Below are 23873 nucleotides of genomic sequence, written 5' to 3' on the forward strand. Positions count from 1 at the left end.
GCGATGAGACGGCATTCGAACAAGCCGTCGCCTACCACCAAAGAGGCGGAACCGGGTGTCGCGGAGTACCGAATCCGCGGCCTTCGTCTCGCGGCTCTAGGGGACCGATGACTGAGTATGGACGGGGCCGCGGCTCCGAACCGTGGCACCCCGAGGACCCCCTGTACGGGGACCAGGGGTGGACCGCGCACCAGACCCAGCAGGGCCAGGCGCCCTACGGCGGTGCCCCGCAGCAGCCGTACCCACAGGAGCCGCAGTACCAGGAGCAGCAGCAGGGTCAGCAGCAGTACGGGCAGCAGCAGTACCAGGACCCGGACTACCGCGACCCGCAGTACCCGCAGCAGTACGCGGAGCAGCAGTACCAGGACCCGCAGTACCAGCAGCACCCCGGGCAGCAGCAGTACGCCGCCGAACCCCCGTTCGGCGATGCGCAGCAGTACGCGCAGGCACAGCAGCAGCAGCCCCAGCACCAGCAAGCCCAGCAGCACCAGCAGATGTACGCCGCTCAGCAGGCGTACCCCCAGGCCCAGCCCCAGCAGCCGTCGGTGTACGACTCCCAGGGCTGGGACACCGGCCAGGGCCAGTACGTCGCCGCCGCCGCGCAGACGGACGCCTACGCCGGGACGGACCCGTACGCCCAGCAGACCGCCGCCGGCTACCCCGGCGAGACCCCGGACCTGTACACGAGGCCCGACGCCTTCCCGCCGCCGCAGCCCCCGGGCCGCCGGCACCTGGAGCCCGAGCCGGTCGAGGAGCTGCCCGAGGACGACGCGCCGGCCGGTGAGACCGACGGCTTCCTGGCCGGGGGCGGCGACGACGGGGACGACCCCGGCGACGGGCGCAGGGGCGGCCGGTCCAAGGGCGGCAAGCCCAAGCGGCGCAGCGGCGCGGCCTGCCTGATCGCCGCCGTGGTGATCATCGGCGTGGTCGGCGGCGGCGGTTACTACGGCTACACGTACATCAAGGACCGCTTCGGCTCCGCCGCGGACTTCGCGGGCGAGGGCTCCGGCGAGACCGTCGAGGTGACGATCCCCCAGGGCGCCGGGCTCGGCCAGATGGGCCGCATCCTGAAGGCGGCCGGCGTGGTCGCCAGCGCCCAGGCCTTCGTGGACGCGGCCACCGCCAATCCGAACGGCAGCAAGATCCAGCCCGGCGTCTACCCCCTGAAGAAGGGGATGTCGGCGGCGTCGGCGGTCGAGTTCATGACGGACCCGTCCAAGCTGAACGTCCTGACCGTCGCCGAGGGCTGGCGCAACGCCAAGGTCTACGAGGCGATCGACAAGAAGCTGAAGAAGCCCGAGGGCACCACCCGCGACATCGCCCAGCGCGAGGTCAAGAACCTCGGCCTGCCCGCCTGGGCCAACAACAACCCGAAGATCATGGACCCGCTGGAAGGGTTTCTCTACCCGGCGCGCTACGACCTCAGCCAGGACAGCACGCCCGAGTCCCTGCTCCGGCAGATGGTCAAGAACGCGACGGACAAGTACACCGAGCTGGGCATCGAGGGCAAGGCCAAGGACCTCGGTCTGGAGAACCCGCTCCAGGTGGTCACGGTCGCGAGCCTCGTCAACGCCGAGGGCAAGAACCACGACGACTTCCGGAAGATGGCGGAGGTGGTCTACAACCGCCTCAAGAAGACGAACGACGTCACCAACCAGAAGCTCGAGTTCGACTCGACGTACAACTACATCAAGGGCACGAGCGAGATCAACTTCTCGCTCAAGGAGGCCAGGGCCTTCGACCACCCCTACAACACGCACTTCGTCAAGGGACTGCCGCCGGCCCCGATCGGCAACCCCGGCGCCGACGCGATCAACGCCACGCTCAACCCCGACCAGGGCGGCTGGATGTTCTTCGTGTCGGTCGACGGCGACAAGACGACCTTCACCAAGACCTACGAGGAGCACCAGAGGCTGGCCGCGGAGTTCCTCGAGCGGCAGAAGCAGAAGAACGGCGGGTAGCAGGACATGTCACGGATACGGGCAGCGGTGCTCGGTTCACCCATCGAGCACTCCCTCTCACCGGTGCTGCACCGTGCCGCCTACCGGGAGCTCGGTCTCGACGACCGGACCTACGACCGCTTCGAGGTCGACGAGGCCGCGCTCCCCGGATTCGTGGCGGCGATGGGCCCCGAGTGGGCGGGGCTGTCGCTGACGATGCCGCTGAAGCGGGCGGTCATCCCGCTCCTCGACGGCATCAGCGACACCGCCGCCTCGGTCGAGGCGGTCAACACGGTCGTCCTCACCGAGGACGGCCGGCGCCTCGGCGACAACACCGACATCCCCGGCATCGTCGCCGCGCTCCACGAGCGCGGCATCGACGAGGTGCCGTCCGCCGCCGTCCTCGGCGCGGGCGCCACCGCCTCCTCCGCCCTCGCCGCCCTCGGGCGGATCTGCACCGGCGAGGTCACGGCGTACGTCCGCTCGCGGGCCCGCGCCGACGAGATGCGGCAGTGGGGCGAGCGCCTCGGCGTCCCCGTCCGCACGGCCGACTGGGCGGACGCGGCCCGGGCGCTGGCCGAGCCGCTGGTGATCGCCACCACCCCGGCCGGCGCCACCGACGCGCTGGCCGCCGCCGTACCGGACGCCCCGGGCACCCTCTTCGACGTGCTGTACGACCCCTGGCCGACCGCGCTCGCCGCGGCCTGGACCGGGCGCGGCGGCACCCTCCTCGGCGGCCTGGACCTCCTGGTCCACCAGGCGGTCCTCCAGGTCGAGCAGATGACGGGGAAGGTCCCGGCGCCGCTGGCGGCCATGCGGGCCGCGGGCGAGGCCGCGCTCTCGGCCCGCCACTGACCCCGCCCCGCGGTGCCCGGTGAGCCCGCGCCCCGGCCGGTCTTCGTCCGTCCCCCGGTGCGCGGCCGTCCGACAGCTGGACCGGAGGGCCGGGCACCGGCCGGGACATGGGAGGATCGGGTACGGCGGGTCCGGGCCGCGCACCCGTTCGCGCCGTCGCTGTACCAGGCGCGAGCATGAGGAGCATCGTTGAGCAGGTTGCGTTGGCTGACCGCCGGGGAGTCGCACGGACCGGCGCTGGTAGCGACGCTGGAGGGCCTTCCCGCCGGCGTCCCCGTCACCACGGAGCTGGTGGCCGACCACCTGGCCCGGCGCCGGCTCGGCTACGGCCGCGGCGCCCGGATGAAGTTCGAGCAGGACGAGATCACCTTCCTCGGCGGTGTCCGCCACGGACTGTCGCAGGGTTCGCCGATCGCGGTCATGATCGGCAACACCGAGTGGCCGAAGTGGGAGACGGTGATGTCGGCCGATCCGGTCGACCCCTCGCTGCTCAAGGAGACCGGCCGCAACGCGCCGCTGACCCGCCCCCGTCCCGGTCACGCCGACCTGGCCGGCATGCAGAAGTACGGCTTCTCCGAGGCCCGCCCGATCCTGGAGCGCGCCAGCGCCCGTGAGACGGCCGCCCGCGTCGCCCTCGGCGCCGTCGCCCGGTCCTTCGTCAAGGAGGTCGCCGGCATCGAGATCGTCTCGCACGTGGTGGAACTGGCCGCGGCCAAGGCCCCGTACGGCGTCTACCCGACCCCCGCCGACGTGGACAGGCTCGACGCCGACCCGGTGCGCTGCCTCGACGCCGACGCGAGCAAGGCGATGGTGGCCGAGATCGACCAGGCCCACAAGGACGGCGACACCCTCGGCGGCGTCGTCGAGGTCCTCGCGTACGGGGTCCCCGTCGGCCTCGGCTCGCACGTGCACTGGGACCGGCGCCTCGACGCCCGCCTCGCCGCCGCCCTGATGGGCATCCAGGCCATCAAGGGCGTCGAGGTCGGCGACGGCTTCGACCTGGCCCGCGTGCCCGGCTCGCAGGCACACGACGAGATCGTCTCCACGGCGGACGGCCTCAAGCGCACCACGGGCCGCTCCGGCGGCACCGAGGGCGGTCTGACCACCGGCGAGCTGCTGCGCGTACGGGCCGCGATGAAGCCCATCGCGACCGTGCCGCGCGCGCTGGCCACCGTGGACGTGGCGACCGGCGAGGCGACGGTGGCCCACCACCAGCGCTCCGACGTGTGTGCCGTCCCGGCCGCGGGCATCGTCGCCGAGGCCATGGTCGCGCTCGTCCTCGCCGACGCCGTCGTCGAGAAGTTCGGCGGGGACTCGGTCCCCGAGACCCGGCGCAACGTGCGGTCGTACCTCGACAACCTGCAGATCCGGTGACCGGGGCACCACTGGTCGTCCTCGTCGGCCCCATGGGCTCCGGCAAGTCCACGGTCGGCGCGCTGCTCGCCGACCGGCTCGGCGTCCCCTACCGGGACACCGACGCCGACATCGTCGCCGCCCAGGGCCGGGAGATCTCCGACCTCTTCGTCGACGAGGGCGAGCCGTACTTCCGCGCCCTGGAACGGCAGGCCGTCGCGGCCGCCGTCGCCGAGCACACCGGCGTCCTCGCCCTCGGCGGCGGCGCCGTCCTCGACGAGGGAACCCGCGGGCTGCTGACCGGCCTGCCCGTCGCCTACCTGTCGATGGACGTCGAGGAGGCCGTACGGCGCGTGGGGCTCGGCGCCGCGCGCCCGCTGCTCGCGGTCAACCCGCGCCGCCAGTGGCGCGAGCTGATGGACGCCCGGCGCCCGCTGTACACCGAAGTCGCGCGCGTCGTGGTGGCCACCGACGACCGCACCCCCGAAGAGGTCGCCCAGGCGGTCCTCGACGCTCTGGAGTTGAAGGACGTATGACAGACCAGGTGACGCGCATCCAGGTCGGCGCCAGCGCCGGACACGCCGCGTACGACGTGCTCGTCGGGCGGCAGCTGCTCGGTGAGCTGGGCTCCCTGATCGGTACGAAGGCCCAGCGGGTCGCCGTGATCCACCCCGAGGCGCTGGCCTCGACCGGTGAGGCACTGCGCGACGACCTGGCCGACCAGGGCTTCGAGGCGGTCGCCATCCAGGTGCCGAACGCCGAGGAGGCCAAGACCATCGAGGTCGCGGCGTACTGCTGGAAGGCGCTGGGGCAGTCCGGCTTCACCCGCACCGACGTGATCGTCGGCGTCGGCGGCGGCGCCACCACCGACCTCGCGGGCTTCGTCGCGGCCTCCTGGCTGCGCGGGGTGCGCTGGATCGCCGTGCCGACCACCGTCCTGGCGATGGTCGACGCGGCCGTCGGCGGCAAGACCGGCATCAACACCGCCGAGGGCAAGAACCTCGTGGGGGCCTTCCACCCGCCGGCCGGAGTGCTCTGCGACCTGGCGGCCCTGGACTCGCTGCCGGTCAACGACTACGTCAGCGGCCTCGCCGAGATCATCAAGGCCGGGTTCATCTCCGACCCGGTGATCCTCGACCTGATCGAGGGCGACCCGGAGGCGGCCCGGACGCCCGCCGGCCCGCACACGGCCGAGCTCATCGTCCGCTCCATCCAGGTCAAGGCCGACGTGGTCTCCAGCGACCTCAAGGAGTCCGGACTCCGCGAGATCCTCAACTACGGCCACACCCTCGCGCACGCCATCGAGAAGAACGAGCGCTACAAGTGGCGGCACGGCGCCGCCGTCTCCGTCGGCATGGTCTTCGCCGCGGAGCTGGGCCGCCTCGCGGGCCGGCTCGACGACGCGACCGCCGACCGGCACAAGGCCGTCCTCGCAGCCGTCGGGCTGCCGCTGACCTACCGCGGGGACCAGTGGCCCAAGCTGCTGGAGACCATGAAGCTCGACAAGAAGTCCCGCGGCGACCTGCTGCGGTTCATCGTCCTCGACGGGCTGGCCAAGCCGACCGTCCTGGAAGGCCCCGACCCGGCCGTGCTCGTGGCCGCGTACGGAGAGGTCGCCGCGTGAGCCGCCGCGTCCTCGTGCTGAACGGCCCCAACCTGGGCCGGCTCGGCTCGCGCGAGCCCGACGTGTACGGTGCCACCTCGTACGCCGGGCTCGTCGAGAGCTGCCGCACGCTGGGGGAGGAGCTCGGCTTCGAGGTCGAGGTCCGCGAGACCAACGACGAGGGGCAGCTCGTGCGCTGGCTGCACGAGGCGGCCGACGGCAAGATCCCCGTCGTGATCAACCCGGGGGCCTTCACGCACTACTCGTACGCCATGCGGGACGCGGCCGCCCAGCGCACCGCCCCGCTCATCGAGGTGCACATCTCGAACCCGTACGCCCGCGAGGAGTTCCGGCACACCTCGGTCATCGCCTCGGTGGCGACCGGGACCGTGGCGGGCTTCGGCATCGGGTCCTACCGCCTCGCGCTGCGCGCGCTGGCGGACGAGATCACGGCCTGATACCCGCTGCTCCGGCCCGGCCCGGCGGTCCTGGTGGACCGCCGGGCCTCCGGGGTCATATAACGTTCTCGCATCAGTCGCCGGAACGAGACGGAGTGGCAGCGGATGCAGCAAGGAGTGGGCGGCGGGGGCGCGGGCTGGGGACAGCCGGGACCGCGTCCGGCGGCGCCGCCGCAGCCGCCGATACCGCCGGCCCAGGGCTGGCCGGGCAACGCCCCGCACCCGCCGGCGGCGCCCGCCTACCCGGGTTCGGCGACGGGGGCGGTGCCCCCGGTACCGGAGCCCACCGGCCACATCCCGCTGCCGCCCGCCGGCCCGGGCACGGGAGGGGCCACCCTCGCGGTCCTGCTGATCGGCCCCGCCGGCGCGGGCAAGACCACCGTGGCCCGGCACTGGGCCGGCACCCGCCCGGTGCCGACCGCCCACGTCAGCCTGGACGACGTCCGGGAATGGGTCTGCTCGGGCTTCGCCGACCCGCAGGCGGGTTGGAACGAGCACTCCGAGGCCCAGTACCGTCTCGCCCGCCGCACGTGCGGCTTCGCCGCCCGCAACTACCTGGCCAACGGCATCTCCTGCATCCTCGACGACGCCGTGTTCCCGGACCGGCCGGTCGTCGGTCTGGGCGGCTGGAAGCGGCACGTGGGCCCCGCCCTGCTGCCCGTGGTGCTGCTGCCCGGCCTGGAGATCGTCCTGGAGCGCAACGCGGCCCGCTCCGGAAACCGCAGGCTCTCCGACGAGGAGGTCGCGCGGATCCACGGCCGGATGGCCGGCTGGTACGGCTCCGGACTGCCGATCATCGACAACTCCCACCTCGACGTGGAGGGGACGGCCCGGGCCCTCGACGAGACCCTGGCCCGGGCCATCGCGGCTCCCCCCTCCTGGTGACGGGCGCGCGCGACGCCGCCGCCGCGGCGCTGCCGCGGTGCTCGCCGGCGGCGCCGTACGGCCCCGGCCGGACGCGCTCGCCGGGCCGGATGGGCGGGGCGCTCGTACGCTCGAAGACATGTCAGACGTGTACGCCGCCCGCCGGGAACTGCTCCGCGACCGCTGCGCCGCCGCGGGGAACGCAGCCGCGCTGATCACACGGCCGGCGAACGTCCGCTACCTCTCCGGGGCCTCCCCGCAGGGCGCCGTGCTCCTGGTCGGGCCCTCCGAGGACGTGCTGTTCAGCGCCGGGGTCCCGACCGGGGAGGCCGACGAGGGGCGCCTCGACGACCGGCTGGCGGTCTCCGTGCTGTCCGGACCCGCCGGGGACCCGGCCGTCGCGGCCGCGGACCTGGCCGCCTCCGTACGCGCCGACTCCCTGGCGGTGGAGGAGCACCACCTCACGGTGGCCCGGCACCGGGCCCTGCGCTCCGTGGCGCCCCGGCTGCGGCTGGCGGACCTGGGACTGGCGGTGGAGCAGCAGCGCCTCGTCAAGGACGAGGAGGAGATCGCCTGCCTGCGGATCGCCGCCGAGATCGCCGACCAGGCCCTCGGCGAACTCCTGGAGTCGATCCTCGTCGGGCGCACCGAACGGCACCTCGCCCTGGAGCTGGAGCGCCGCCTCGTCGACCACGGGGCGGACGGCCCGGCCTTCCCGACCTCCGTCGGCACCGGCCCGCACTCCGGCCGCTCCCGGCACCGGCCCTCCGACCGGCGGGTGGAGGAGGGCGACTTCCTCACCGTCAGCCTCGGCGCGAGCTACCGCGGCTACCGGTGCGAGATCGGCCGCACCTTCGTGATCGGCACCACCCCCGCGAGCTGGCAGATCGAGCTGTACGACCTGGTCTTCGCCGCCCAGCGGGCCGGTCGCGAGGCCCTGCTGCCGGGGGCCGCGTACCGCGACGTGGACCACGCGGCGCGCTCCGTACTGGACTCCGCGGGCCACGGCGAGGCCCTGGCCCCGTGGACCGGGCACGGCGTCGGTCTCGAAATCGACGAGGACCCGCAGCTTGCACCTACGGCAATGGGTAAACTGGACGCTTGCGTGCCGGTCACCGTCGAACCGGGGGTTCACCTCCCGGGCCGGGGAGGTGTCCGGATCGATGACACGCTCGTCGTGCGCCCCGAGGCGGACGGCGGTCCCGAGCTACTCACCATTACGACCAAGGAGCTGCTCGCGCTCTAGTCCGCTCCGCCGGACTGTGCGCGCACCCGTGGTCTTCCAGTGCAGGAGATTCCGCAACCGTGGCTTCCACGAACGACCTCAAGAACGGCATGGTGCTGAAGCTCGACGGGGGCCAGCTCTGGTCCGTCGTCGAGTTCCAGCACGTCAAGCCCGGCAAGGGCCCGGCCTTCGTGCGCACCAAGCTGAAGAGCGTGATGTCCGGCAAGGTCGTCGACAAGACGTTCAACGCCGGCACGAAGGTCGAGACGGCCACCATCGACCGCCGTGACATGCAGTTCTCGTACATGGACGGCGAATACTTCGTCTTCATGGACATGTCCACCTTCGACCAGCTGATGGTCGACAGGAAGGCCGTCGGCGACGCCGCCAACTTCCTGATCGAGGGCTTCACCGCCTCCGTCGCCCAGCACGAGGGCGAGGTGCTCTACGTCGAGCTCCCGGCCGCGGTCGAGCTCAAGATCGAGCACACCGACCCGGGCGTCCAGGGCGACCGCTCCACCGGCGGCACCAAGCCCGCCACGCTGGAGACCGGCTACGAGATCCAGGTCCCGCTGTTCGTCACCACCGGCGAGACCGTCAAGGTCGACACCCGCACCAGCGACTACCTCGGCCGGAAGAGCAACTAACCCGTGGCTGCTCGGAGCAATGCGCGCAAGCGCGCCTTCCAGATCCTGTTCGAGGCCGACCAGCGCGGGGTTCCCGTGCGCGAGGTCCTCGCGGACTGGATCCGCCACTCGAGGTCGGACGACCGGCAGCCGCCGGTCGGCGACTTCACGATGGACCTCGTCGAGGGGTACGCCGACAAGGTGGACCGCATCGACGACCTCATCGTCACCTACGCGGTGGACTGGGAGCTCGACCGCATGCCGGTCGTCGACCGGAACATCCTGCGGCTCGGCGCGTACGAGCTGATCTGGGTGGACGACACCCCGGACGCCGTGGCCATCGACGAGGCGGTCCAGCTGGCGAAGGAGTTCTCGACGGACGAGTCCCCCTCGTTCGTGAACGGGCTGCTGGCCCGCTTCAAGGACCTGAAGCCGAACCTGCGCCGCAGCGAGAGCTGACCGCACGGCACCGCCCAGGCAGGGCACCGGCGCCCCGCGCCGTACGGAAGGGGGCCCCCCCCCCCCCGGGGGGGGGCCCCGCCGGGGCCCCGGGGGGGGGGCCCCCCCCGCCCCCGCCCCCCGCCCCCCCCCCCCCCCCCCCCGCCCCGGCCCCCCCCCCCCCGCGCCGCGCCCCCCCCCCCCCCCCCCCACGCCCGGGTGTCGGGCCCGCACGGGCACGCGCCCCGGCCCAAAAGAAAACCGGTGGGTCCCAGGGGCCTCTCGCGAGGTCCCGGAACCCACCGGTAAACGTTTCTGCTGGGCCTGGGCCCGAGGGACTACACGTCCTCGTGCGCCACCGCGCGACGCGCGTCCGCGTCCAGGACGCCCCAGCTGATCAGCTGCTCGGTCAGGACCGAGGGCGACTGGTCGTAGATGACGGCGAGGGTGCGCAGGTCGTCCTGGCGGATCGACAGCACCTTGCCGTTGTAGTCGCCGCGCTGGCTCTGGATGGTGGCCGCGTACCGCTGGAGGGGGCCGGCCTTCTCGGCGGGCACGCCCGCCAGGCGCTCCAGGTCCAGCCGGAGCTTCGGCGGCGGCTCGGCCGCTCCGCCGGGAGTCGTGCCCGGCAGCAGCTCCTGCACCGGAACCCCGTAGAAGTCCGCCAGCTCGGCGAGGCGCTGGACGGTCACGGCGCGGTCCCCGCGCTCGTAGGAACCGACCACCACGGCCTTCCAACGGCCCTGCGACTTCTCCTCGACACCGTGGAGGGAAAGGCCCTGCTGGGTGCGGATGGCGCGGAGCTTGGCCCCGAGCTGTTTGGCGTATTCGCTGGACATAACGCTCCCGGACGCTGTGACGCTGTGACGACATGGACAACGTGCGGCTCCGCCGCGCGGCTGGTAACTCACTGTGAGGTTACGCAGCGTTACTTGGATGCGTCAAGCCGAATGCTCCCCATCAGCCCCTCGCGAGGCACCCCGCACGCCCCCTCGGAGCCCTCCCGCCCCGGGCCGGTGCCGGGGCGCCCACCTGCCCCTGGTACCGTGTGGGACGTACATCAGACGTCCTTTAAGGTCCGTCCCGTGAGGCGGAGAAGGAGGTCCTTCCATGGACGCTCAGAACGCCGCTCAGCCCGCAGGTCCGACGACCGAGCAGGATCGCTCGATGCGCCCCGTGCTCGACACGCAGGACATCGCCCGGGTCCTGACCCGCATCGCCCACGAGATCGTCGAACGCGCCAAGGGCGCCGACGACGTGGTGCTCCTCGGCATCCCCACCCGCGGTGTCCACCTCGCCCGCCGGCTGGCCGCCAAGCTCGAAGAGATCACCGGTACGAAGATCCCGGTCGGCTCCCTCGACATCACCATGTACCGCGACGACCTCCGGTTGAAGCCGGCCCGCGCCATCGGCCGCACCGAGATCCCCGGTGACGACCTCGACGGCCGCCTCGTCGTCCTCGTCGACGACGTGCTCTTCTCCGGCCGCACCATCCGCGCCGCCCTCGACGCGCTCGGCGACCTCGGCCGCCCCCGCGCCGTGCAGCTCGCCGTCCTCGTCGACCGCGGCCACCGCGAGCTCCCGATCCGCGCCGACTACGTCGGGAAGAACCTCCCGACGTCGCTGCGCGAGACCGTCAAGGTCCAGCTCCAGGAGGAGGACGGCCGCGACGCCGTGCTGCTCGGCCAGCGGACCCCCCAGGCGGCCGGGCAGCAGTAGCCCGCACCGGTCCGGGCCCCCTCGCGGGTCCGCGCCGCAGCCTGCCCTGCCGCACGTCAGCCACGCCCCTCAGCCTGCCTGCCCTCCCGACCTACGGAGCCATCCAGATGAAGCGCCACCTCATCTCGGCCGCCGATCTCACGCGCGACGACGCCGTCCTGATCCTCGACACCGCCGAGGAGATGGCCCGTGTCGCGGACCGGCCGATCAAGAAGCTGCCCACCCTGCGCGGCCTCACCGTCGTCAACCTGTTCTTCGAGGACTCGACCCGCACCCGGATCTCCTTCGAGGCGGCCGCCAAGCGGCTCTCCGCGGACGTCATCAACTTCTCCGCGAAGGGTTCCTCGGTTTCCAAGGGCGAATCCCTGAAGGACACCGCCCTGACCCTGGAGGCCATGGGCGCCGACGCGGTCGTCATCCGCCACCACGCCTCCGGCGCCCCCTACCGGCTCGCGACCTCCGGCTGGATCGACTCCGCCGTGGTCAACGCCGGCGACGGCACCCACGAGCACCCCACCCAGGCCCTGCTGGACGCCTTCACCATGCGCCGCCGCCTGGTCGGCCGCGACGCCGGCCTCGGCAAGGACCTCGACGGCCGCCGGATCACCATCGTGGGCGACGTCCTGCACAGCCGGGTGGCCCGCTCCAACGTCCAGCTGCTCCACACGCTCGGCGCCGAGGTCACCGTCGTGGCCCCGCCGACGCTGGTCCCGATCGGCATCGGCAGCTGGCCCTGCGAGGTCTCGTACGACCTCGACGAGGTGCTGCCGAAGTCCGATGCGGTGATGATGCTGCGTGTGCAGCGCGAACGCATGAACGCCGCCTTCTTCCCGACCGAGCGCGAGTACTCCCGCCGGTACGGGCTCGACGGCGACCGCATGGCGAAGATGCCCGGGCACGCCATCGTGATGCACCCCGGCCCGATGAACCGCGGCATGGAGATCACCGCCGAGGTGGCCGACTCCGACCGCTGCACGGCCGTCGAGCAGGTCGCCAACGGCGTGTCCACCCGGATGGCCGTCCTGTACCTGCTGCTCGGAGGATCCGAGCCCGCCGTTGCCACGGGCAACGCCCCCGCCCCCGCCCCCGCCGCCGCCCGTACCGAGGAGAGCAAGTAAAGATGAGCAAGATCCTGATCCGTGGCGCGAAGGTACTCGGTGGCGAGGCGCAGGACGTCCTGATCGACGGCGAGACCATCGCCGAGGTCGGCACCGGCCTGTCCGCCGAAGGCGCGACCGTCATCGAGGCCGAGGGCAAGGTCCTCCTCCCCGGCCTGGTCGACCTGCACACCCACCTGCGCGAGCCGGGCCGCGAGGACAGCGAGACCGTGCTGACCGGCACCCGCGCCGCGGCCTCCGGCGGCTTCACCGCCGTGTTCGCCATGGCGAACACCTTCCCGGTCGCCGACACCGCCGGCGTCGTCGAGCAGGTCTGGCGCCTCGGCAAGGAGTCCGGCTACTGCGACGTGCAGCCGATCGGCGCCGTCACCGTCGGCCTGGAGGGCAAGCAGCTCTCCGAGCTCGGCGCCATGCACGACTCCGCCGCCCGCGTCACCGTCTTCTCCGACGACGGCAAGTGCGTCGACGACGCCGTGATCATGCGCCGCGCCCTGGAGTACGTGAAGGCCTTCGGCGGCGTCGTCGCCCAGCACGCCCAGGAGCCCCGCCTCACCGAGGGCGCCCAGATGAACGAGGGCGTCGTCTCCGGCGAGCTGGGCCTCGGCGGCTGGCCGGCCGTGGCCGAGGAGTCGATCATCGCCCGCGACGTCCTGCTCGCCGAGCACGTCGGCTCCCGCGTCCACATCTGCCACCTCTCCACCGCCGGCTCCGTCGAGATCGTCCGCTGGGCCAAGTCCCGCGGCATCGACGTCACCGCCGAGGTCACCCCGCACCACCTGCTCCTCACGGAGGAGCTCGTGCGCTCGTACAACGCGGTCTACAAGGTCAACCCGCCGCTGCGCACCGAGGCCGACGTGCTCGCCCTGCGCGAGGCGCTCGCCGACGGCACGATCGACATCGTCGCCACCGACCACGCCCCGCACCCGCACGAGGACAAGGACTGCGAGTGGGCCGCCGCCGCCATGGGCATGGTCGGCCTGGAGACCGCGCTCTCCGTCGTCCAGCAGACGATGGTGGAGACCGGTCTGCTCGACTGGGCGGGCGTCGCGGACCGCATGTCCTTCGCCCCGGCGCGCATCGGCGGCCTGGAGAACCACGGCCGTCCCGTCTCGGCAGGTGAACCCGCGAACCTGACCTTGGTGGAGACCTCGTACCGTGGTGTCGTGGACCCCGCACAATTCGCCTCCCGCAGCCGCAACACGCCCTACGAGGGCCGTGAGCTGCCGGGTCGCGTGACACACACCTTCCTGCGGGGCCGGGCAACGGTCGTGGACGGGACGCTGGCGTGACACCTGCAGTAATCCAACTGGCCGCCGAGGCCGAACGACGGTCGGCGGAGGTGACGGACTGGGGCGCGCGCATCGCGTGGGTCGTCGGCCTGCTCGTCTTCATCGCGTTCGTGTACTGGCTGATGCGGCAGGGCTGGAAATGGCGCGGAGCCCTGCAGAACGATCTGCCGGAGCTGCCCGCCGCACCCGACGGCCTCCCCGAACACCGGCTGGCGCTGACCGGCCGGTACCACGGGTCGACGACCGCCGGGCAGTGGCTGGACCGGATCGTCGCCCACGGCCTGGGCGTCCGCAGCAGGGTCGAGCTCACGCTCACCGACGCGGGCCTCGACGTGGTCCGACCGGGTGCCACCGACTTCTTCGTACCGGCCGCGCAGCTGCGCGGCGCCCGCCTCGACAAGGGAATCGCGGGCAAGGTACTCACCGAGGGCGGTCTGCTCGTCGTCACATGGGCGCATGGCGACAAGCTGATCGACTCCGGATTCCGCTCCGACCGCGCGGCCGAACACGCCGCCTGGGTCGAAGCGATCAGCACGCTGACACCACAGAACTCATCCATCACGACGGAAGGCGCCGAACGATGACGACCTCCACCAGGGGAGCAGCCAAAGCTCCCGCCGTACTCGTCCTGGAGGACGGCCGGATCTTCCGCGGCCGCGCCTACGGCGCCGTGGGGGAGACCTTCGGCGAGGCCGTCTTCTCCACCGGCATGACCGGCTACCAGGAGACCCTCACCGACCCGTCGTACCACCGGCAGGTCGTCGTCATGACCGCCCCCCACGTGGGCAACACCGGCGTCAACGACGAGGACCCCGAGTCGTCCCGCATCTGGGTCGCCGGGTACGTCGTGCGCGACCCCGCCCGCGTCCCGTCCAACTGGCGCTCCCGGCGCTCGCTGGACGAGGAGCTGGTCAGGCAAGGTGTGGTCGGGATCTCTGGCATCGACACCCGCGCGCTGACCCGCCACCTGCGCGAGCGCGGCGCCATGCGCGTCGGCATCTTCTCCGGCGCGAACTGGGAGGGCGTCCGCGACGAGGCCCTGCTCGCCCGCGTCAAGGAAGCCCCGCAGATGAAGGGCGCGAACCTCTCCGCCGAGGTCGCCACCAAGGAGACGTACGTCGTCCCCGCCATCGGCCCCGACGGCGAGGCCCTCCCGCTCGGCACCGCGAAGTTCACCGTCGCCGCCGTCGACCTCGGCATCAAGGGCATGACCCCGCACCGGATGGCCGAGCGCGGCATCGAGGTCCACGTGCTCCCCGCCACCGCGACCGTCGACGACGTGTACGCGGTCGGCCCGGACGGCGTGTTCTTCTCCAACGGCCCGGGCGACCCGGCCACCGCCGACGGGCCCGTCGCCCTCATGCAGGCCGTGCTGGAGCGCAGGACCCCGCTCTTCGGCATCTGCTTCGGCAACCAGATCCTGGGCCGCGCGCTCGGCTTCGGCACCTACAAGCTGAAGTACGGCCACCGCGGCATCAACCAGCCGGTGCAGGACCGCACCACCGGCAAGGTCGAGATCACCGCGCACAACCACGGCTTCGCCGTCGACGCGCCCCTCGACAAGGTCTCGGACACCGCCTACGGGCGCGCCGAGGTCTCCCACGTCTGCCTGAACGACCAGGTCGTCGAAGGCCTCCAGCTGCTCGACCAGCCGGCCTTCTCCGTCCAGTACCACCCCGAAGCAGCCGCCGGCCCGCACGACGCCGCGTACCTCTTCGACCGCTTCACGTCTTTGATGGAAACCGCCCAGATGGAGGCCGAGCGTGCCTAAGCGCACCGATATCCAGTCCGTCCTGGTCATCGGCTCCGGCCCGATCGTCATCGGCCAGGCCGCCGAGTTCGACTACTCCGGCACCCAGGCCTGCCGCATCCTCAAGGCCGAGGGCCTGCGGGTCATCCTGGTCAACTCCAACCCCGCGACGATCATGACCGACCCGGAGATCGCCGACGCCACGTACGTCGAGCCGATCACCCCGGAGTTCGTCGAGAAGATCATCGCGAAGGAGCGCCCCGACGCGCTGCTCCCGACCCTCGGCGGCCAGACCGCGCTCAACACCGCCATCTCCATGCACGAGCAGGGGGTGCTCGAGAAGTACGGCGTCGAGCTCATCGGCGCCAACGTCGAGGCCATCAACAAGGGCGAGGACCGCGAGCTCTTCAAGGGCGTCGTCGAGGCCGTCAAGGCCAAGATCGGTTACGGCGAGTCCGCCCGCTCGGTCATCTGCCACACCATGGACGACGTCATCGCGGGCGTCGACACCCTCGGCGGCTACCCCGTCGTCGTCCGCCCCTCCTTCACCATGGGCGGCGCCGGCTCCGGCTTCGCCCACGACGAGGAGGAGCTGCGCCGCATCGCCGGCCAGGGCCTCACGCTCTCCCCGACCACCGAGGTGCTCCTGGAGGAGTCCATCCTCGGCTGGAAGGAGTACGAGCTGGAGCTGATGCGCGACACCAAGGACAACGTCGTCGTCGTCTGCTCCATCGAGAACTTCGACCCGATGGGCGTCCACACCGGCGACTCGATCACCGTCGCGCCGTCGATGACGCTGACCGACCGCGAGTACCAGCGGCTGCGCGACATCGGCATCGCGATCATCCGCGAGGTCGGCGTCGACACCGGCGGCTGCAACATCCAGTTCGCGATCGACCCGGTCGACGGCCGCGTCATCGTGATCGAGATGAACCCGCGCGTCTCCCGCTCCTCGGCGCTCGCGTCGAAGGCCACCGGCTTCCCGATCGCCAAGATCGCGGCCAAGCTGGCCATCGGCTACACGCTGGACGAGGTCCCCAACGACATCACCGAGAAGACGCCGGCCTCCTTCGAGCCGTCCCTCGACTACGTCGTCGTCAAGGCCCCGCGCTTCGCCTTCGAGAAGTTCCCGCTCGCCGACGCCACCCTCACCACGACCATGAAGTCGGTGGGCGAGGCCATGGCCATCGGCCGCAACTTCACCGAGGCCCTCCAGAAGGCCCTGCGCTCCCTGGAGAAGAAGGGCTCGCAGTTCACCTTCGTCGGCCCGACCGGCGACAAGGACGAGCTGCTCGCCACCGCCGTCCGCCCGACCGACGGCCGCATCAACACCGTCATGCAGGCCATCCGCGCCGGCGCCACCCAGGAGGAGGTCTTCGAGTTCACGAAGATCGACCCCTGGTTCGTCGACCAGCTCTTCCTCATCAAGGAGATCGCGGACGAGCTCGCGGCGGCCGAGAAGCTCCACCCCGAGCTGCTCGCCGAGGCCAAGCGCCACGGCTTCTCCGACGCCCAGATCGCCGAGATCCGCGGCCTGCGCGAGGACGTCGTGCGCGAGGTCCGCCACGCGCTGGGCGTCCGCCCGGTCTACAAGACGGTCGACACCTGCGCCGCCGAGTTCGCCGCGAAGACCCCGTACTTCTACTCCTCGTACGACGAGGAGTCCGAGGTCGCCCCCCGCACCAAGCCCGCGGTGATCATCCTGGGCTCCGGCCCGAACCGCATCGGCCAGGGCATCGAGTTCGACTACTCGTGCGTCCACGCCTCCTTCGCGCTGCACGACGCCGGGTACGAGACCGTCATGGTCAACTGCAACCCGGAGACCGTCTCCACGGACTACGACACCTCCGACCGCCTGTACTTCGAGCCGCTCACGCTCGAGGACGTGCTGGAGATCGTCCACGCCGAGTCCCTGGCCGGCCCCATCGCGGGCGTCATCGTCCAGCTCGGCGGCCAGACCCCCCTCGGCCTCGCCCAGGCCCTCAAGGACAACGGCGTCCCCGTCGTCGGCACCTCCCCGGAGGCCATCCACGCCGCCGAGGACCGCGGCGCCTTCGGCCGGGTCCTCGACGAGGCCGGACTGCCCGCCCCCAAGCACGGCACCGCCACCACCTTCACGGGTGCGAAGGCCATCGCCGACGAGATCGGCTACCCGGTCCTGGTCCGCCCCTCGTACGTGCTCGGCGGCCGCGGCATGGAGATCGTCTACGACGAGGCCCGGCTGGAGTCCTACATCGCGGAGTCCACCGAGATCTCCCCGACCCGCCCCGTGCTGGTCGACCGCTTCCTCGACGACGCGATCGAGATCGACGTCGACGCCCTGTACGACGGCCACGAGCTCTACCTCGGCGGCGTCATGGAGCACATCGAGGAAGCCGGCATCCACTCCGGCGACTCGGCCTGCGCCCTGCCCCCGATCACCCTCGGCGGCTACGACATCAAGCGCCTGCGCGCCTCCACCGAGGCCATCGCCAAGGGCGTCGGCGTGCGCGGCCTGATCAACATCCAGTTCGCGATGGCGGGTGACATCCTCTACGTCCTGGAGGCCAACCCCCGCGCGTCCCGCACCGTCCCCTTCACCTCGAAGGCGACCGCGGTCCCGCTCGCGAAGGCCGCCGCGCGGATCTCGCTCGGCACCACCATCGCCGAACTGCGCGCCGAGGGCATGCTGCCCAAGACCGGCGACGGCGGCACCCTGCCGCTCGACGCGCCGATCTCCGTCAAGGAGGCCGTCATGCCGTGGTCGCGCTTCCGCGACATCCACGGCCGCGGCGTCGACACCGTCCTCGGCCCGGAGATGCGCTCCACCGGCGAGGTCATGGGCATCGACTCCGTCTTCGGCACGGCGTACGCGAAGTCGCAGGCCGGCGCCTACGGCCCGCTGCCGACCAAGGGCCGCGCGTTCATCTCCGTCGCCAACCGCGACAAGCGCACGATGATCTTCCCGGCCCGCGAGCTCGTCGCCCACGGCTTCGAGCTGATGGCCACCTCGGGCACCGCCGAGGTGCTGCGCCGCAACGGCATCAACGCCACCGTGGTGCGCAAGCTCAGCGAGGGCGAGGGCCCCGACGGCGAGAAGACCATCGTCCAGCTGATCCACGACGGCCAGGTCGACCTGATCGTCAACACCCCGTACGGCACCGGTGGCCGCCTCGACGGGTACGAGATCCGCACGGCGGCCGTGGCGCGCAGCGTCCCGTGCCTGACCACGGTCCAGGCACTCGCCGCGGCCGTCCAGGGCATCGACGCGCTCAACCGCGGCGACGTGGGCGTCCGTTCGCTCCAGGAGCACGCGGAGCACCTGACCGCGGCCCGCGACTAGCAGCCCGAACAGGGGAGGGGGACACCGGATTCGCGCATGCGACGGGTGTCCCCCTCTTCATGAGCGCAGAGGGATCTTCGAAGCGATGTACAAACTCTTCTTCAACCTGGTCTTCAAGCGGATGGACCCCGAGCAGGCCCACCACGCGGCCTTCCGCTGGATCCGCCTCGCCGCCCGCACCCCGGTCCTGCGGACCTTCGTCGCGGCCTGGCTCGCCCCCCGCCACGAGGCGCTGCGGACCGAGGCCCTGGGCCTGCGGATGCACGGCCCCTTCGGACTCGCGGCCGGCTTCGACAAGAACGCCGTGGCCGTCGACGGCATGGCCATGCTCGGCTTCGACCACGTCGAGATCGGCACGGTCACGGCCGAGGCGCAGCCCGGCAACCCCAAGAAGCGGCTCTTCCGGCTCGTCCCGGACCGCGCGCTGATCAACCGGATGGGCTTCAACAACGAGGGTTCGGCAGCCGTCGCGGAACGCCTCGCCGCCCGCGAGGCCGTCTTCAGGACGGTCGTCGGCGTCAACATCGGCAAGACGAAGACCGTGCCCGAGGAGGAGGCCGCCCTGGACTACGTGGCCTCCACCGAGCGCCTCGCCCGCCACGCCGACTACCTCGTCGTCAACGTCTCCTCGCCCAACACCCCGGGCCTGCGCAACCTCCAGGCCACCGAGTCGCTGCGCCCGCTGCTGACGGCCGTGCGCGAGGCCGCGGACCGGACCGTCACCGACCGCCGCGTCCCGCTCCTGGTCAAGATCGCCCCCGACCTCGCCGACGAGGACGTGGACGCGGTCGCGGACCTGGCCCTGGAGCTCGGCCTCGACGGCATCATCGCCACCAACACCACCATCGCCCGCGAGGGCCTGGGCCTGAAGTCGGCGCCGGCGCTGGTCAAGGAGACCGGCGGCCTGTCCGGCGCCCCGGTCAAGGCGCGCTCGCTGGAGGTCCTGCGCCGCCTGTACGCCCGCGTGGGCGACCGACTCGTCCTCGTCGGCGTCGGCGGCATCGAGAACGCCGAGGACGCCTGGCAGCGGATCCTGGCCGGAGCCACCCTCGTCCAGGGCTACAGCGCCTTCATCTACGAGGGCCCCTGCTACGCCCGCGCCATCCACCGGGGCCTGGCCGCCCGCCTGGCCGACAGCCCGTACGCGACGCTCGCCGACGCGGTGGGCGCCGAGACCCGAAAGGCCACGCCGTGAGCCCTGTGACCCCCTTCGGCGCCCGCCTGCGCGCGGCGATGGACGCCCGCGGCCCGCTGTGCGTCGGCATCGACCCGCACGCGGCCCTGCTGGACTCCTGGGGCCTGACCGACGACATCGCCGGCCTGGAGACGTTCTCCCGGACCGTCGTGGAGGCGCTGGCCGAGTCGGTGGCGGTCTTCAAGCCGCAGGCGGCCTTCTTCGAACGGTTCGGCTCGCGCGGCGTCGCGGTGCTGGAGCGCACCGTGGCGGACGCCCGCGCGGCGGGCACGCTGGTCGTGATGGACGCCAAGCGCGGCGACATCGGCTCGACCATGGCGGCGTACGCCTCGGCCTTCCTGGACCCGGCCTCGCCGCTGTTCTCGGACGCGCTGACGGTCTCCCCGTACCTGGGCTACGGCTCGCTGAAGCCGGCCGTCGACCTGGCCCGGGAGTCGGGCGCGGGGCTGTTCGTCCTCGCGCTCACCTCGAACCCGGAGGGCGCGGAGGTCCAGCGGGCCGTACGGGAGGACGGCCGGACCATCGGGGCGACGATGCTGGCGCACCTGGCGGCGGAGAACGCGGACGCCGATCCGATGGGCTCCTTCGGAGCGGTCGTCGGCGCCACCCTGGGGGACCTGTCCTCCTTCGACCTGGACATCAACGGGCCGCTGCTGGCCCCCGGCATCGGCGCGCAGGGCGCGACCGCGGCCGACCTGCCGGCCGTCTTCGGAAGCGCCGTGCGCAACGTCGTCCCGAACGTGTCGCGGGGCGTCCTGCGGCACGGCCCGGACGTGGCGGCCCTCCGCGCCTCCGCGCAGGGCTTCGCCGAGGAGATCCGCGCGGCCGTCTCCGCGTAGCCGCGCCGCCGCGGGGGCGGCCGGACCGTCCCGAAGCCCCCGCGACGCGCACGCGGACCGGGCCGAAACGGCCCTTCCGGCCGCCTGACCCGCCCGTACGGTGCCCCGATGTGACGCGGATCACCGCCCCGCGGTCCGGCGGGCTCCGCCCACGGCCGGGCGCGCGCCGCCGCCGGCCGCGGCGCGCCGGGTTTTCCGCCCCGCGCGCTGCGCCGGCCCGGCTGCGGGAGGGCCCCGCTGGTCAGGGATCCGCAAGGGCCGCCCCGCCCGCGGGCACGACCGCGGGTCCTGCGCGCCGCGCACCGAAACGGAGCGTTCGAGGCCGCCGGGGGAGGCGCCCGTCGAACGGTCTGACGAAATTCGAGCGTCTTCCGCCGGACAAAACCGGGGTGATTCGTCCATAATGTACGGTTCAGTGGAGGCTGACCAGGACTTTTCGTCCGTTCTCGCTGACGAGAGCGGTCACGGCCGCTAGTCTCCGAGCAGAGTGAACGAGCAGCGAACGAGTTCCACCGCTGTTCGGGAACTTGCCTGGTGTGGTGCCTTCGGGCTGCCCACCACCGGTCCGTATCCGACAGTTCGACATCCGAGGTGACGTAGGCGTGGCTCTTCCGCCCCTTACCCCTGAACAGCGCGCAGCCGCGCTCGAAAAGGCCGCCGCGGCTCGCCGGGAGCGGGCCGAGGTGAAGAATCGACTCAAGCACTCCGGCGCCTCGCTCCAAGAGGTCATCAAGACGGGCCAGGAGAACGACGTCATCGGCAAGATGAAGGTCTCCGCCCTGCTGGAGTCGCTGCCTGGCGTGGGCAAGGTCCGCGCCAAGCAGATCATGGAGCGTCTCGGCATCTCCGAATCCCGGCGTGTCCGAGGTCTCGGTTCCAACCAGATCGCTTCTCTGGAGCGTGAGTTCGGCACCCCTGCCGGCTGACGCACGGCCCGGAGCCGCCCCGGCGTTCTCAGGCAGTCCCGAGAAGCTGGATAATCGCTCTATGGCAGCAGAGGTTCGTCCGCGGCTGACCGTGCTCTCCGGCCCTTCGGGGGTCGGCAAGAGCACGGTCGTCGCGCATATGCGCAAGGTCCACCCCGAGGTCTGGCTCTCGGTGTCGGCCACCACCCGCAAGCCGCGGCCCGGTGAGCGACACGGAATCCACTACTTCTTCGTCAACGACGACGAGTTCGACAAGCTGATCGCCAACGGCGAGCTGCTGGAGTGGGCCGAATTCGCGGGCAACCGCTACGGCACACCGCGCGGCGCGGTGCTGGAACGCCTGGACAACGGCGAGCCGGTACTGCTGGAGATCGACCTCCAGGGCGCACGGCTCGTCCGCGAGTCGATGTCCGACGCCCAGCTGGTCTTCCTGGCCCCGCCGAGCTGGGACGAGCTGGTCCGCCGGCTCACCGGCCGGGGCACCGAATCCGCCGAGGTCATCGAGCGCAGGCTCGACAGCGCCAAGATCGAACTGGCTGCCGAGTCCGAGTTCGACACCACCCTGGTCAACACCTCGGTCGAGGACGTGGCCCGCGAGCTGCTAGCCTTGATGGAAGTTGTTTGATCGTTGATCGATTTTTTCGAATCGATCGATGTTTGATCTTTCACCCATCTTCGGAAGGTAGAGCGTGTCCTCTTCCATCACTGCGCCCGAGGGCATCATCAACCCGCCGATCGACGAGCTGCTCGAGGCCACGGACTCGAAGTACAGCCTCGTGATCTACGCGGCCAAGCGCGCGCGTCAGATCAACGCGTACTACTCGCAGCTCGGTGAGGGCCTGCTCGAGTACGTCGGCCCGCTGGTGGACACCCACGTCCACGAGAAGCCGCTTTCGATCGCGCTGCGCGAGATCAACGCGGGTCTGCTGACCTCCGAGGCCATCGAGGCCCCGGCTCAGTAAGGCACCGAGAATTCCTTTTCACCACAGGCCCGGCAGACCATCTGCCGGGCCTGTGGTGTGTCATGGGTGGGTACGGCGATCAGTGACCGGAGCCCCGGACGGGCCCGGGCGCCGGACGAGTCGAAGGGGAGTACGTGGTGGGTAAGCCGAAGGTCGTGCTGGGAGTCAGCGGCGGCATCGCCGCCTACAAGGCGTGCGAGCTGCTGCGCAGGCTGACCGAGTCCGGGCACGAGGTGCGGGTGGTGCCCACGGCGGCCTCCCTGAACTTCGTCGGCGAGGCCACCTGGGCCGCCCTCTCCGGGAACCCGGCCTCCACGGAGGTCTGGGAGACCGTCCACGAGGTCCCGCACGTGCGCATCGGCCAGGCCGCCGACCTCGTCGTCGTCGCCCCGGCCACCGCCGACATGCTCGCGAAGGCGGCCCACGGCCTGGCCGACGACCTGCTCACGAACACGCTCCTGACCGCCCGCTGTCCGGTGGTCTTCGCACCCGCGATGCACACCGAGATGTGGGAGCACCCCGCCACCCGGGAGAACGTGGCCACCCTGCGCCGGCGCGGAGCCGTCGTGATCGAACCCGCCGTGGGGCGGCTCACCGGCAAGGACACAGGCAAGGGGCGGCTGCCCGACCCCGAGGAGATCTTCGAGGTGTGCCGGGGCGTCCTGGCCCGCGGCACCGACGGACCCGACCTCGCCGGGCGGCACGTGGTGGTCAGCGCCGGCGGCACCCGGGAACCGCTGGACCCGGTCCGCTTCCTCGGCAACCGCTCCTCCGGCAAGCAGGGCTACGCGCTCGCCCGCACCGCCGTCGCCCGCGGCGCCCGGGTCACCCTGGTGTCCGCCAACGCCGCGCTGGCCGACCCCGCCGGGGTGGACGTCGTACGCGTGGGGACGGCCCTCCAGCTGCGGGAGGCCGTGCTCAAGGCCGCCGCGGACGCGGACGCCGTGGTGATGGCCGCCGCCGTCGCCGACTTCCGGCCCGCCGCGTACGCGAGCGGAAAGATCAAGAAGCGGGACGGGCAGGAGCCCGAGCCCGTCGCCCTCGTCCGCAACCCCGACGTGCTCGCCGAGATCTCGGCCGACCGGGCGCGCGTCGGCCAAGTCGTCGTCGGATTCGCCGCGGAGACGGACGACGTCCTGGCCAACGGCCGGGCCAAGCTGCTGCGCAAGGGATGCGACCTCCTCGTCGTCAACGAAGTCGGCGCGTCCAAGACCTTCGGATCGGAGGAGAACGAGGCCGTCATCCTGGCCTCCGACGGCTCCGAGGTAGAGGTGCCCCATGGTCCGAAGGAGGCCCTCGCCGCGGTGATCTGGGACCAGGTGGCCCCACGGCTCGCCCCCCAACGCGCCTGATCCGATGTCTTCTCCTCGCCACCTCCGTGCGTCAGAATG

The 23873-nt window shown here is 71.9% G+C and carries 23 protein-coding genes; 22 read left to right on the plus strand and 1 reads right to left on the minus strand.

Going from position 1 to position 23873, the window contains the following annotated elements:
• Positions 1 to 107: 107 nt before the first annotated feature.
• The 10 genes from mltG to nusB all read left to right on the plus strand — a co-directional run bounded on the left by mltG (position 108) and on the right by nusB (position 9383).
• Positions 108 to 1961, plus strand: a complete 1854-nt coding sequence (mltG, locus tag ACZ6S8_RS13810; RefSeq protein WP_469455328.1) for an endolytic transglycosylase MltG — start codon at positions 108 to 110, stop codon at positions 1959 to 1961.
• 6 nt (positions 1962 to 1967) lie between these two features.
• Positions 1968 to 2795, plus strand: a complete 828-nt coding sequence (locus tag ACZ6S8_RS13815; protein ID WP_469455330.1) for a shikimate dehydrogenase — start codon at positions 1968 to 1970, stop codon at positions 2793 to 2795.
• 189 nt (positions 2796 to 2984) lie between these two features.
• On the plus strand, positions 2985 to 4169 hold the full coding sequence (gene aroC / locus ACZ6S8_RS13820) for a chorismate synthase (protein WP_469455332.1): 1185 nt from the start codon (positions 2985 to 2987) through the stop codon (positions 4167 to 4169).
• Positions 4166 to 4684, plus strand: a complete 519-nt coding sequence (locus ACZ6S8_RS13825; protein ID WP_469455334.1) for a shikimate kinase — start codon at positions 4166 to 4168, stop codon at positions 4682 to 4684. The genes aroC and ACZ6S8_RS13825 overlap by 4 nt, the downstream gene beginning before the upstream one ends.
• On the plus strand, positions 4681 to 5772 hold the full coding sequence (gene aroB / locus ACZ6S8_RS13830; RefSeq protein ID WP_469455336.1) for a 3-dehydroquinate synthase: 1092 nt from the start codon (positions 4681 to 4683) through the stop codon (positions 5770 to 5772). Before ACZ6S8_RS13825 ends, aroB begins: the two co-directional genes overlap by 4 nt.
• Positions 5769 to 6209 (plus strand): type II 3-dehydroquinate dehydratase, encoded by a 441-nt coding sequence (aroQ, locus tag ACZ6S8_RS13835; protein WP_469455338.1) that lies wholly within the window; start codon positions 5769 to 5771, stop codon positions 6207 to 6209. The genes aroB and aroQ overlap by 4 nt, the downstream gene beginning before the upstream one ends.
• A gap of 105 nt (positions 6210 to 6314) precedes the next feature.
• Positions 6315 to 7094 carry an AAA family ATPase gene (locus tag ACZ6S8_RS13840; RefSeq protein WP_469455340.1) on the plus strand — a complete coding sequence of 260 codons (780 nt, stop codon included), beginning with the start codon at positions 6315 to 6317 and terminating at the stop codon, positions 7092 to 7094.
• A 118-nt stretch (positions 7095 to 7212) separates the two neighbouring features.
• Positions 7213 to 8319, plus strand: a complete 1107-nt coding sequence (locus tag ACZ6S8_RS13845) for an aminopeptidase P family protein (protein WP_469455341.1) — start codon at positions 7213 to 7215, stop codon at positions 8317 to 8319.
• A gap of 59 nt (positions 8320 to 8378) precedes the next feature.
• Positions 8379 to 8945, plus strand: coding sequence for an elongation factor P (efp, locus tag ACZ6S8_RS13850; protein ID WP_469455343.1), 567 nt, complete (start codon positions 8379 to 8381; stop codon positions 8943 to 8945).
• Positions 8946 to 8948: 3 nt separating this feature from the next.
• A complete protein-coding gene (gene nusB / locus ACZ6S8_RS13855) occupies positions 8949 to 9383 on the plus strand; it encodes a transcription antitermination factor NusB (protein ID WP_383923255.1) in 435 nt (144 codons plus the stop codon).
• Between the two features lie 317 nt (positions 9384 to 9700).
• On the opposite strand, the gene bldD is transcribed toward nusB, so the two are convergent.
• Positions 9701 to 10201 (minus strand): transcriptional regulator BldD, encoded by a 501-nt coding sequence (gene bldD, locus ACZ6S8_RS13860; RefSeq protein ID WP_030026184.1) that lies wholly within the window; start codon positions 10199 to 10201, stop codon positions 9701 to 9703.
• A 271-nt stretch (positions 10202 to 10472) separates the two neighbouring features.
• On the opposite strand from bldD, the gene pyrR reads away from it, so the two are divergent.
• From pyrR to coaBC, 12 genes are all read left to right on the plus strand, one after another.
• Entirely contained in the window at positions 10473 to 11081 is a 609-nt protein-coding gene (gene pyrR, locus ACZ6S8_RS13865) for a bifunctional pyr operon transcriptional regulator/uracil phosphoribosyltransferase PyrR (protein ID WP_469455346.1), read from the plus strand.
• Between the two features lie 107 nt (positions 11082 to 11188).
• Complete coding sequence (locus ACZ6S8_RS13870) at positions 11189 to 12199, plus strand: aspartate carbamoyltransferase catalytic subunit (protein WP_469455348.1); 1011 nt, start codon at positions 11189 to 11191, stop codon at positions 12197 to 12199.
• 2 nt (positions 12200 to 12201) lie between these two features.
• The gene (locus ACZ6S8_RS13875) at positions 12202 to 13488 is read left to right on the plus strand and encodes a dihydroorotase (protein ID WP_267722876.1); all 1287 of its coding nucleotides are present in this window, start codon (positions 12202 to 12204) and stop codon (positions 13486 to 13488) included.
• A complete protein-coding gene (locus tag ACZ6S8_RS13880; RefSeq protein WP_386531013.1) occupies positions 13485 to 14072 on the plus strand; it encodes a PH-like domain-containing protein in 588 nt (195 codons plus the stop codon). The genes ACZ6S8_RS13875 and ACZ6S8_RS13880 overlap by 4 nt, the downstream gene beginning before the upstream one ends.
• Positions 14069 to 15259, plus strand: a complete 1191-nt coding sequence (carA, locus tag ACZ6S8_RS13885; protein ID WP_469455350.1) for a glutamine-hydrolyzing carbamoyl-phosphate synthase small subunit — start codon at positions 14069 to 14071, stop codon at positions 15257 to 15259. The genes ACZ6S8_RS13880 and carA overlap by 4 nt, the downstream gene beginning before the upstream one ends.
• Entirely contained in the window at positions 15252 to 18560 is a 3309-nt protein-coding gene (carB, locus tag ACZ6S8_RS13890; RefSeq protein WP_469455352.1) for a carbamoyl-phosphate synthase large subunit, read from the plus strand. Before carA ends, carB begins: the two co-directional genes overlap by 8 nt.
• Positions 18561 to 18645: 85 nt before the next feature.
• Entirely contained in the window at positions 18646 to 19755 is a 1110-nt protein-coding gene (locus ACZ6S8_RS13895) for a quinone-dependent dihydroorotate dehydrogenase (protein WP_469455354.1), read from the plus strand.
• Positions 19752 to 20594: an orotidine-5'-phosphate decarboxylase gene (gene pyrF, locus ACZ6S8_RS13900; RefSeq protein WP_469455356.1), complete on the plus strand. Its 843-nt coding sequence runs from the start codon at positions 19752 to 19754 to the stop codon at positions 20592 to 20594. The genes ACZ6S8_RS13895 and pyrF overlap by 4 nt, the downstream gene beginning before the upstream one ends.
• A 602-nt stretch (positions 20595 to 21196) precedes the next feature.
• Positions 21197 to 21520: an integration host factor gene (locus tag ACZ6S8_RS13905; RefSeq protein WP_008740406.1), complete on the plus strand. Its 324-nt coding sequence runs from the start codon at positions 21197 to 21199 to the stop codon at positions 21518 to 21520.
• Between the two features lie 61 nt (positions 21521 to 21581).
• Positions 21582 to 22145, plus strand: coding sequence for a guanylate kinase (gene gmk / locus ACZ6S8_RS13910; protein ID WP_469455358.1), 564 nt, complete (start codon positions 21582 to 21584; stop codon positions 22143 to 22145).
• A 64-nt stretch (positions 22146 to 22209) separates the two neighbouring features.
• A complete protein-coding gene (gene rpoZ / locus ACZ6S8_RS13915; RefSeq protein WP_004948662.1) occupies positions 22210 to 22482 on the plus strand; it encodes a DNA-directed RNA polymerase subunit omega in 273 nt (90 codons plus the stop codon).
• A gap of 137 nt (positions 22483 to 22619) precedes the next feature.
• Entirely contained in the window at positions 22620 to 23834 is a 1215-nt protein-coding gene (gene coaBC, locus ACZ6S8_RS13920) for a bifunctional phosphopantothenoylcysteine decarboxylase/phosphopantothenate--cysteine ligase CoaBC (protein ID WP_469455360.1), read from the plus strand.
• Positions 23835 to 23873: the final 39 nt, after the last annotated feature.

The organism is Streptomyces sp. NPDC048461 (assembly GCF_055587105.1).

Coding starts and splice junctions, on each gene's coding strand:
- mltG (WP_469455328.1), top strand. CDS start 108: ATGACTGAGTATGGACGGGGCCGCGGCTCCGAACCGTGGCACCCCGAG.
- ACZ6S8_RS13815 (WP_469455330.1), top strand. CDS start 1,968: ATGTCACGGATACGGGCAGCGGTGCTCGGTTCACCCATCGAGCACTCC.
- aroB (WP_469455336.1), top strand. CDS start 4,681: ATGACAGACCAGGTGACGCGCATCCAGGTCGGCGCCAGCGCCGGACAC.
- ACZ6S8_RS13840 (WP_469455340.1), top strand. CDS start 6,315: ATGCAGCAAGGAGTGGGCGGCGGGGGCGCGGGCTGGGGACAGCCGGGA.
- ACZ6S8_RS13845 (WP_469455341.1), top strand. CDS start 7,213: ATGTCAGACGTGTACGCCGCCCGCCGGGAACTGCTCCGCGACCGCTGC.
- bldD (WP_030026184.1), bottom strand. CDS start 10,201: ATGTCCAGCGAATACGCCAAACAGCTCGGGGCCAAGCTCCGCGCCATC.
- pyrR (WP_469455346.1), top strand. CDS start 10,473: ATGGACGCTCAGAACGCCGCTCAGCCCGCAGGTCCGACGACCGAGCAG.
- ACZ6S8_RS13870 (WP_469455348.1), top strand. CDS start 11,189: ATGAAGCGCCACCTCATCTCGGCCGCCGATCTCACGCGCGACGACGCC.
- ACZ6S8_RS13875 (WP_267722876.1), top strand. CDS start 12,202: ATGAGCAAGATCCTGATCCGTGGCGCGAAGGTACTCGGTGGCGAGGCG.
- carA (WP_469455350.1), top strand. CDS start 14,069: ATGACGACCTCCACCAGGGGAGCAGCCAAAGCTCCCGCCGTACTCGTC.
- ACZ6S8_RS13895 (WP_469455354.1), top strand. CDS start 18,646: ATGTACAAACTCTTCTTCAACCTGGTCTTCAAGCGGATGGACCCCGAG.
- gmk (WP_469455358.1), top strand. CDS start 21,582: ATGGCAGCAGAGGTTCGTCCGCGGCTGACCGTGCTCTCCGGCCCTTCG.